At 65.0% G+C, this 9,274-nt stretch carries 7 protein-coding genes; 3 read left to right on the forward strand and 4 right to left on the reverse strand.

Going from position 1 to position 9,274, the window contains the following annotated elements:
- Positions 1–427 (reverse strand): MFS transporter (locus FFS45_RS40860; RefSeq protein ID WP_137960250.1); only part of this gene is annotated, 427 nt, incomplete at its 3' end.
- 462 nt (positions 428–889) lie between these two features.
- On the opposite strand from FFS45_RS40860, the gene xdhA reads away from it, so the two are divergent.
- From xdhA to xdhC, 3 genes are read left to right on the forward strand one after another with little or no spacing between them, the layout of a single operon-like run.
- On the forward strand, positions 890–2,407 hold the full coding sequence (gene xdhA / locus FFS45_RS40865) for a xanthine dehydrogenase small subunit (RefSeq protein WP_137960251.1): 1,518 nt from the start codon (positions 890–892) through the stop codon (positions 2,405–2,407).
- A 31-nt stretch (positions 2,408–2,438) separates the two neighbouring features.
- Positions 2,439–4,805 (forward strand): xanthine dehydrogenase molybdopterin binding subunit, encoded by a 2,367-nt coding sequence (xdhB, locus tag FFS45_RS40870; protein WP_137960252.1) that lies wholly within the window; start codon positions 2,439–2,441, stop codon positions 4,803–4,805.
- Positions 4,806–4,862: 57 nt separating this feature from the next.
- On the forward strand, positions 4,863–5,423 hold the full coding sequence (gene xdhC, locus FFS45_RS40875; RefSeq protein ID WP_249363132.1) for a xanthine dehydrogenase accessory protein XdhC: 561 nt from the start codon (positions 4,863–4,865) through the stop codon (positions 5,421–5,423).
- A gap of 86 nt (positions 5,424–5,509) precedes the next feature.
- Here the strand turns inward: xdhC and FFS45_RS40885 are convergent, their stop codons facing one another.
- From FFS45_RS40885 to FFS45_RS40895, 3 genes are all read right to left on the reverse strand, one after another.
- A complete protein-coding gene (locus tag FFS45_RS40885) occupies positions 5,510–6,499 on the reverse strand; it encodes a LysR substrate-binding domain-containing protein (protein ID WP_137960254.1) in 990 nt (329 codons plus the stop codon).
- A 242-nt stretch (positions 6,500–6,741) separates the two neighbouring features.
- A complete protein-coding gene (locus FFS45_RS40890) occupies positions 6,742–7,383 on the reverse strand; it encodes a 2-hydroxychromene-2-carboxylate isomerase (RefSeq protein WP_137960255.1) in 642 nt (213 codons plus the stop codon).
- Positions 7,384–7,659: 276 nt separating this feature from the next.
- Entirely contained in the window at positions 7,660–9,099 is a 1,440-nt protein-coding gene (locus FFS45_RS40895; protein ID WP_137960256.1) for a TAXI family TRAP transporter solute-binding subunit, read from the reverse strand.
- Between the last annotated feature and the right edge of the window lie 175 nt (positions 9,100–9,274).

Here is a 9,274-nt window from a genome sequence, read left to right on the forward strand (position 1 = left end):
CCACCCGCCCGATCCCCCACAGAATCGCTCCGGTCCCGCACAGGCTTTCGCCGAACCCGAGCACCAGCCGGCTCAGCACCAGCAGCGTGAGGCTGAGCGCCGGCCAATGGGCGCACAACACGGCGAGCAGCAGCATCACACCGCTCGTGCCGCAGCCGATCAGGCCGATCGCCACCGTGCGCTTGGGTCCGAGCGTGTCCGCGGAGCGCCCGGCGAGCGCCCGCGAGGCGAGGGTAGCCAGATACTGCACGCTGATCGCCGCGCCCGCGACGATCGCGCTGAAACCGAGGTCGTCGTGGACGTAGCCCGGCAGCACCGCCAGCGGAATCCCGATGGTCAGGTAGCAAATAAACGTGAAAAAGACGACCGGAATGATCTGCAGAGTGGTCGCAAACTCGCTGCGCGGTGTGGCTGTGTCGGCGGACATGGGGAAAACGAGACTTGAAAACGGCGGGAAGGCATGATTTTCCCATGGAACCGATTCCCTTGCAGGGATTGCTTAATTGTTTTTGCGATGAAAATACGGTGCCGGATCGATATAAAGGGACGTTTTGGTGCTGCAGCAGCGCCTCGAGGGCTCTGGGACTGTTTTGTGAGTGGCCGAAATGAAGCATTTATGAAAAAAATAACGCAAATAGACGCACCCTATATAAGCTGACTTCGCTCCAAACTCATCCATTTATCGCTCCAACGATATGTCCCGCATGTGTTCCCTGCTATGGGTTGCAAATATTGACGGTGATAGCGTTCGAACCGTCACTGCAGCATGGTCCCCACGGACACAGAACAGCCAGGTGCCCCCAACCTGCGCGCTTCGCGCGAGGCCCCCCCGAGAGGGGTGAATAAAACTTGGAGCGGCCCGGCGTTTTCTTCATCAAGAGTACGAGACATGACCCAGCCAATTCGCTTCTACCACCGCAACGCGATCCGCGAGATCACGGATGCGCCCGTCACCCGCACGGTGCTCCAGTACCTGCGCGAAGATGCGCATTGCACGGGCACCAAGGAAGGGTGTGCGGAAGGCGACTGCGGCGCCTGCACGGTCGTGGTCGGCGAGCGCAACGAAGCAGGCGGCGTCAGCTTCAAGGCGGTCAACGCCTGCATCCAGTTCCTGCCCACGCTCGACGGCCGCGCGCTGTTCACCGTCGAGGACCTGCGCCAGCCGGACGGTACGTTGCATCCGGTGCAGGAGGCCATGGTCGAATGCCACGGCTCGCAATGCGGCTTCTGTACGCCGGGTTTCGTGATGTCGATGTGGTCGCTGTACGAAAAGCACGGCCACGAGCATAGCTGCGCCAACCGCACGGTGCCTTCGCGCGACGACATCAGCAACGCCCTGACCGGCAACCTGTGCCGCTGCACCGGCTACCGGCCGATCGTCGACGCGGCGGTGCGCATGTTCGAAGCGCCCGCACCGAAAGCGCCGGTGGACCTTGCCGCGCTGTCGGCCAAACTCGCCACGCTCAAGCGCGGCGAAACCTTTCACTACGAATTCGCCGGCCAGCAGTTCGATGCGCCGCGCACGGTCGAGGCGCTGGCGCAGATCAAGGCCGCGCAACCGGCCACGCGGATCCTGGCCGGCAGCACCGACATCGGCTTGTGGGTCACCAAGCAGATGCGTGAGCTGGGCAACATCGTCTACGTCGGCCAGATTGAAGCGTTGCAGCGCATTGCGGTGTCGGACGACTGGATCGAGATCGGCGCGGGCGTGAGCGTCGAGACGGCATACGCCGAACTGGCGAAGCACTACCCGGAACTCACCGAGATGTGGAAGCGCTTCGCCTCGCTGCCGATCCGCAACGCCGGCACGCTGGGCGGCAATATTGCCAACGGCTCGCCGATCGGCGATTCGATGCCCGGTCTGATCGCTCTGGGCGCGCACGTGGTGGTGCGCGGCGGCGAGATCGAGCGGGAGATGCCGCTCGAAGACCTGTACCTCGCGTACCAGAAGAAGGACATAGCCGAGCATGAATTCGTGGTCGGCCTGAAGGTGCCGACTCGCAGCGGCGCGCGCCAGAACCTGCAATTCCGCACCTACAAGCTCTCCAAGCGCTTCGATTCGGACATCTCGGCGGTGTGCGCCGCGTTTTCGTTCATTGCCGACGGCGACACGATCCGCGAGCCGCGCATTGCCTTCGGCGGCATGGCCGCGACTTCGAAGCGCGCGACGCATGCCGAGGCGGTGCTGCGCGATGCCGAATGGCACGAAGCCACCGCACAGGCGGCGATGATCGCGCTGGGCCAGGATTACGCCCCGCTCTCCGACATGCGCGCCACCAGCAACTACCGCCTCGATGCGGCCAAAAACACGCTGTATCGCTTCTGGCTCGAAACCCGCCCGCACAATCCGCTGCCCAAATCCGCACTCGATGTGCGCGCAGTCGAAGCCGCCGGCGCGAACGCCTGAAGCAGTCCCACGGATACGGAGAACTACTCGAATGAACCAGCAAGCCGAACCGTTCCTGAAAGACGCTCAGGAGTTTGACGATTTCACCCAGGTGCATGTCTCGCGCCCGCATGAATCCGCGCATCTGCACGTGAGCGGCCGCGCGACCTACACCGACGACATCCCCGTGCTCGCCGGCACGCTGCACGCCGCGCTCGGCCTCTCGCCGAAAGCGCATGCGAAGATCGTTTCGATGTCGCTCGCCAAGGTGCGCGCCACACCCGGTGTGGTCGCCGTTTTCACGGCCGAAGATATCCCCGGCGTCAACGACGTGGGTCCGATCATCCACGGTGATGACCCGATTCTCGCCGACGGCGTGGTGCAGTATGTCGGCCAGCCGATGTTCATCGTGGTCGCCATCTCGCACGAAGCGGCCCGCCTCGCGGCGCGCCGCGCCGACGTGGTCTACGAAGAGCTGCCGGCGATTCTCACCGCGCAGCAGGCCCGCGCCGCCAACCAGCACGTACTGCCGCCCATGAAGCTCGCGCGTGGCGATGCCGCTGCGAAGATCGCGCGTGCCACGCATCATGACGCCGGTGAAATGCTGCTGGGCGGTCAGGAACAGTTCTACCTGGAAGGGCAGATTTCGTACGCAGTGCCGAAGGACGACGACGGTATGCACGTCTACTGCTCGACCCAGCACCCGACCGAAATGCAGCACCTGGTGGCGCATGCGCTCGGCGTGCCGTCGCACAGCGTGCTGGTCGAATGCCGGCGGATGGGCGGAGGCTTCGGCGGCAAGGAATCGCAGTCGGGCCTGTTCGCCTGCTGCGCCGCGATTGCCGCCTGGAAGCTGCTGTGCCCGGTGAAACTGCGCCCGGACCGCGACGACGACATGATGGTCACCGGCAAGCGTCACGACTTCCACTACACCTACGAAGTCGGCTACGACGACAAGGGCGTGATCGACGGCGTGACCGTGGACATGACCTCGCGCTGTGGCTTTTCCGCCGACCTGTCCGGCCCAGTGATGACGCGTGCGCTGTGTCACTTCGACAACGCGTACTGGCTGTCCGACGTCACGATCGACGGTTTTTGCGGCAAGACCAACACGCAGTCGAACACCGCGTTCCGCGGCTTCGGCGGCCCGCAAGGCGCGTTTGCGATCGAGTACATCATGGACAACGTCGCGCGCTCGCTCGGCGAGGATTCGCTCGACGTGCGCCGCCGCAACCTGTACGGCAAGACCGAGCGCAATCAGACGCCGTATGGTCAGGTGGTCGAAGACAACGTGATCCACGAGCTGATCGACGAACTCGAAGCGACCAGCGACTACCGCGCGCGCCGCGCCGCGATTCGCGAGTTCAATGCGAACAACGAAGTGCTGAAGAAGGGTCTCGCGCTCACGCCGGTGAAGTTCGGCATTGCGTTCAACGTGACCCACTTCAACCAGGCGGGCGCGCTGGTGCATATCTACACCGACGGCTCGGTGCTCGTGAACCACGGCGGCACGGAGATGGGCCAGGGGCTGAACACCAAGGTGGCGCAGGTTGTGGCGCACGAGCTTGGCATCAGCTTCAACCGCGTGCGTGTCACGGCAACCGACACCAGCAAGGTGGCGAACACCTCGGCCACGGCCGCTTCGACAGGCTCCGATCTGAACGGCAAGGCCGCGCAGGACGCCGCGCGTCAACTGCGCGAACGCCTTTCTGCCTTCGCCGCCGAGCGTTTCGGCGCGGGCCAGGTGAGCGCCGGCAGCGTGCGCTTCGCTCACGACCGCGTGCGGGTGGGCGAAGCCGTGCTGCCGTTCGAAGAGATCATCGCCAAAGCCTATCTGGCGCGCGTGCAGCTCTGGTCGGACGGCTTCTATGCGACGCCGAAGCTGTACTGGGATCAGTCGAAGCTGCAGGGCCGCCCGTTCTACTACTACTCGTATGGCGCCGCGGTTTCGGAAGTCGTGATCGACACGCTGACCGGCGAAATGCGCGTGCTGCGCGCCGATGCGTTGCATGACGTGGGCGCCTCGCTGAATCCCGCGCTCGATGTCGGTCAGGTGGAAGGCGCCTTCATCCAGGGCATGGGCTGGCTCACGACCGAAGAGCTGTGGTGGAACGCCGGCGGCAAGCTGATGACGCATGCGCCGTCCACCTACAAGATTCCGACCGTCAACGACACGCCGCCCGATTTCCGGGTCCGGCTCTTCAAGAACCGCAATGCGGAGGACAGCATTCACCGTTCGAAGGCCACCGGCGAGCCGCCGTTGCTGCTGCCGTTCTCAGTGTTCTTTGCGATTCGCGATGCGGTGGCGAGCGTGGGTGACTACAAGGTCAATCCGCCGCTGAACGCGCCTGCGACAAGCGAAGAGATTCTCAAGGCGGTGAGCGCGGTGCGTGCGGCTACGGCTGCGCCGCGGCAATGAGCGCCTATAAGCGGCAATAAGCGTCAATAACCGAAGCGACCCACTGGAATGCTCGCAATGAACGCACCTACTTTCGTTCAGGTCGGCCGGCGCAGCAGCCATGCTGCGACGCGCCCGGCGCCAATGCATATCGTGCTGTTCGGCGCCGGCCATGTCGGGCATGCGCTCGTCACGCTGCTTGGAAGCCTGCCGTGCGTGGTGCAATGGGTCGATGAGCGCGACGAGCTGTTCCCCGACGAAGTCCCCGCCAACGTGCAGGTCGAGCCGACCGACACGCCTGATGCGATCGTCGATAGCGCTCCACCCGGCGCCTATTTTCTGGTGATGACGCACAACCACGCGCTGGACTTCTCGCTCGCCGCACGCATCATGCGGCGGCGCGACTTCACCTACTTCGGGATGATCGGCTCGAAGACCAAGCGCGTGAAATTCGAACGGCGGCTGATCGAGCGCGGCGTCGAACTGGACCGGCTGGTGGAGATGACTTGCCCAATCGGCGTGGCCGGGATCGTCGACAAGGCGCCGCAATCGATCGCGGTGGCCGTGTGTGCCGAGCTGCTGCAAGTGCGTTCGCGCAACACGGCGCACGTGTCACACGACCTTTGCGCGAGCGTCTAGGCTGCGCAGCGGCACCAGCGGCACCAGCGGCACCGGCGGCACCGGCGGCACCGGCGGCTTCAGCGGCACCAGCGGCCTAGGCCGCCCTAGGCGTCCTGATGTTCCGCCTTGCTTCGCGTCTGCAGCGCAGGCGGGCGTTTCACCCGTGCCTTGTGCGCCACCAGGCGCTCGGACACCTGTGACATCAACGTGCGCAGCCAGCCGATATCGCTCGGCCGGTCCGGCTGCGGATGCCACAACTGATAGCACTTGATGCGCGGAAACGGAATCGGCACATCCACCACGGCAAGCGGCAGCAGGTTCGCGTAATGCGTGGCAAAGCGCCGGGTCGTCGTAAAGATCAGATCCGATTGCAGCAGCACTTGCGGCACGAGGCCGAAGTAGGGGAGCGTGGTCACGATGCGCCGCTCCGCGCGGGCCCGCGCAAAGCCGATATCGACCGCGCCGCCGCTGGCGCCGCTGTAGGGCGTCGGCGCGAGGTGCGGAGCCGCGAGATACGTTTCCCGAGTCATCGGCGCCTGGGCCAGCGGATGATCCGCACGCATCAGGCACACCACCGTATCCGAAAACAGATCGCTTTTCTCGAAGCGCGCATCGGGCTTCGGCCAGTTGCCGATCACCAGATCCAGTTCACCGGCATCGAGCGCGGCGGCATGGTCGAGCGTGGGATTGAGCGAATCGATTTCCAGACGCGCGTGCGGCGCCGCTTCGCGAAACTGCGCGATCACGGTCGGCATGAAAAAATCGTTCAGATAGTCCGGTGCCGCGACCCGGAAGATGCGCCGCGAGCGGCCCGGATCGAAATCGCCGTGCGGCGTCGACACAAAGTCCACTTCCCGCAGCACCCGTTGCGCCGATGCCAGCAGCGAGGCGCCGTACTCGGTCGGCACCATGCCCGATTTGCCGCGCACCAGGATCGGATCGTTGAGCGTCTCGCGCAGCTTGCGCAGCGCCGTGCTGATGGCAGGCTGAGTCTGGTTCAGGCGCAGCGCCGTCTGCGTCACGCTGCGCTCGACGAGCAGCGTGCGCAGCACGCGCACGAGCCAGATATCGAGGGAGGCGGCGGTGTCGTCCATGGATCAGGTGGGCGGATCAGACTCAGGGAATGCGTTGCGCGAAGCGGCCATGCGGACCGCCCGCGCGGCAGGGCACGAAGTCCATAACCTTAGGCCCGTTTGCCCTGCGCCCGCCATAGCGGGCGCGGTATGGCCGGCATCACAACGGCTGCGGCGGCGGGCGAGCCCCGCGCCCGCCCGCCGCCAGCACATCTGATCGGCCTGTCAAATTCTGACGTTAAGCTTTCAGTCAAGCATGCAACTCACGCCTCGAGCCCCGAAGGCAGCGCGCTGATCCGTTTCACTTCCTTCGAATCGAGCCAGTTCGGCGTGCGGGCGCAGTACAGCACCATCGGCAGCGCGTCTTCGCCCCAGAACAACTGGTTGTTGAGCCAGAAGGTGGGCACGCCGAACACGCCCAAGGCAATCGCATCGCTGGTGCTGCGGCGCAGTTGCGCCTTGACCTCTTCCTGCTCGATCAGCGCGGGACCGTCCGGCAGGCCGACCCGCTCGCACAGTGCGGCGAAGCCTTCCTCGCTCGACGGATCGCGTCCCTCGCGCCAGATAAAGCGGAAGATATCCCGCACAAGGTGGATATCGGCCTTGGCCGCGACCGCCAGCAGCATGGCCTTGGTCGAATCGAACGGATGCGCCGGCGGCATCTTGAACGGAATGCCGAGCTGGTCCGCGCGAAACAGCGCGTGACGGTACATGTACACGCGCTTGGGGGGCACACCGTAAGCGGGCCGCTGTCCCCAGTGCTGGTACAGGTCATTCAGCACAACCGGAGTGAAGACGAACGGAAAGCCTGGCCATTTCTCGTGTTGCTCGAGCAACAGGTACGTAAACGGCGAGACGAAGTCGTAAAACCACAAAGGTTGCGTGGCGTCGATGCCATCGGTCATAAGTCTCTCCCGGATTGCTCGGATCTGGACGAAGCGGGCAAGGCACGCGTGCTTTGCCGCGCGTGCCGGTTATGTGTCTGCTGCGCGCGCCTGCTATGGACCTCTGCTACGCGCGTCTGCTAAATCATCCAGTCTGACGTGATCTTACGCGGAGCCGCGGCCGTGTGCATTGGTGAGGTGTTTCCAGATGCCTTCTGTACCGCAGCGGGCTAACGGCGAATGCGCAATGCCGCGCCACTGCCTGTTCCGTTGCGCGCCGGCTGCTTTCTGTTGCGCTTATGCGGTCTGGGTCGGCGTGGCGGAGGGCTTGTCAGGGGCGCCCGGTGTGTCCTCGTCAGTCTCCCGTCCGTCTGGCCGGCCGCTCTCCGCCTGAGCGTCGCGTGAATGCGAGAGCCGTTCGCGCACGAAGCCGATATGCTCGCGCAGCACATAGAACTGGTCGGCGTAGGCGAGCGGCATCTTCAGGCCGTTGACGGAGTCCTCGATCGTGTCGAGCCGCTCCAGCAGCGACTGGCGCTCTTCGGCCGAGGTTTCGCCCATCATCCCGCGCTCGATGGCGATCAGCGCACCGTACCAGCGGTAGATACGCGATTTCACCCGCCACGCGTAGAGCGACGGCACCACTCGCAACGCCGGCACCAGCACGACGATCAGCGGCACCACGACCACCAGCAGGCGGTCGGCGAGGCTCGCGATCCAGAACGGCAGCACGCGGTACAGGAAGCTCTTGCCCGACTTGTAGTAGCGCGCGGCGTCGTCGCTGATCGGGAAGTCGTGGGCGAGCGGCGCCGGAAATTCGCCGGCATGCTGCATCACATTGGCCTTGCCGTGCACCTCGCGGGCCGCTTCGATCAGCAGATCGGAGAGCGCCGGATGCAGCGAGTCGCGCGCCACCAGCTCTTCGGTCGGCGCCACCATCTGGATCGGCACGGACGGCAGGTTCTTGCCGAGGTCGAATGCGCCCATCGGCATATGAATCTGCGTCAGGTAAGGAAAGCGCCGGGCATACGCTTCAGCCTGGGTGAAGTTATAGAACTGCACGTTGGGCGTGCGGTAAAGCTTGCCCATCACCGGCGGCTGGGCCGAATCGCCGGTCAGGAATGCCGCGTCAACCTCACCTGAGACCAGCGCGTTGGCGGCATCGTCGCCGGAGAGCGGCAGCAGTTTGGTGGCGCCGCCCGGCTCGATGCCGTTCGCCTTCAGCAGGGCGAGCGCCAGTTGGCGCGTGCCGCTGCCTTCTGCGCCAATGGCAAGGCGCAGCCCTTTGAATTCGGAGAGCCGGGTGACCGTGGGGCCGTGATAGAAGATCGCGAGCGGCACATAGGCCACGCTGCCGAGCGAGGTCAGGCCATCGGGCGCCGGTCCCTGGGCGACGCCGTCCTGCACGAAACCCACGTCGACGTTGCTGTGCGGATCGGTGAGGCGTTTGAGGTTTTCGGCTGAGCCTTCGGAGGTCAGCACGTTGAGCGTGATGCTGTTGCGCGCGAGGATCGCCTTGTACTTTTGCGCGGCATTCCAGAACGAGCTGCCTTGGGGACCGGCGGTGATGGTCAGCGTGTGAGGCGGGGCCGGCTGGATCAGGCGCACGGCCACCCAGATGGCGGCGATGCCGATCAGCAGGATCGGGCCGAAGGACACCGCCAGGTCGCGCCATGAGATCGCCACGAAGCGGGCGACGAGTCGGCGGGGAGATTTGCGGCCGGTGGAAGACTTCATGGGCAGGCGTGACGGCGACGATGTGGTTCGATGGCGGCAGTGAATAGCGTGACTGGCGTGCGGCTCGCGCGCGACTCGCTGCGTGACCCAATGGCCGCGGCAAAGCCGGCAGCGGCGTGCTCGCGCCGATGGTACATGAGATTGAGGCGGTCCCGGCAGGTGCGGCGGGTGGGTG

It is taken from the genome of Burkholderia sp. 4M9327F10, assembly GCF_005503145.1.
In the GTDB taxonomy this organism is placed as follows: domain Bacteria; phylum Pseudomonadota; class Gammaproteobacteria; order Burkholderiales; family Burkholderiaceae; genus Paraburkholderia.

What these genes read in the sequence shown, in the direction of transcription:
- FFS45_RS40895 (WP_137960256.1), bottom strand. Translation starts at nt 9,099, where the DNA reads ATGAAGTCTTCCACCGGCCGCAAATCTCCCCGCCGACTCGTCGCCCGC.
- xdhA (WP_137960251.1), top strand. Translation starts at nt 890, where the DNA reads ATGACCCAGCCAATTCGCTTCTACCACCGCAACGCGATCCGCGAGATC.
- FFS45_RS40890 (WP_137960255.1), bottom strand. Translation starts at nt 7,383, where the DNA reads ATGACCGATGGCATCGACGCCACGCAACCTTTGTGGTTTTACGACTTC.
- FFS45_RS40885 (WP_137960254.1), bottom strand. Translation starts at nt 6,499, where the DNA reads ATGGACGACACCGCCGCCTCCCTCGATATCTGGCTCGTGCGCGTGCTG.
- xdhC (WP_249363132.1), top strand. Translation starts at nt 4,863, where the DNA reads ATGAACGCACCTACTTTCGTTCAGGTCGGCCGGCGCAGCAGCCATGCT.
- xdhB (WP_137960252.1), top strand. Translation starts at nt 2,439, where the DNA reads ATGAACCAGCAAGCCGAACCGTTCCTGAAAGACGCTCAGGAGTTTGAC.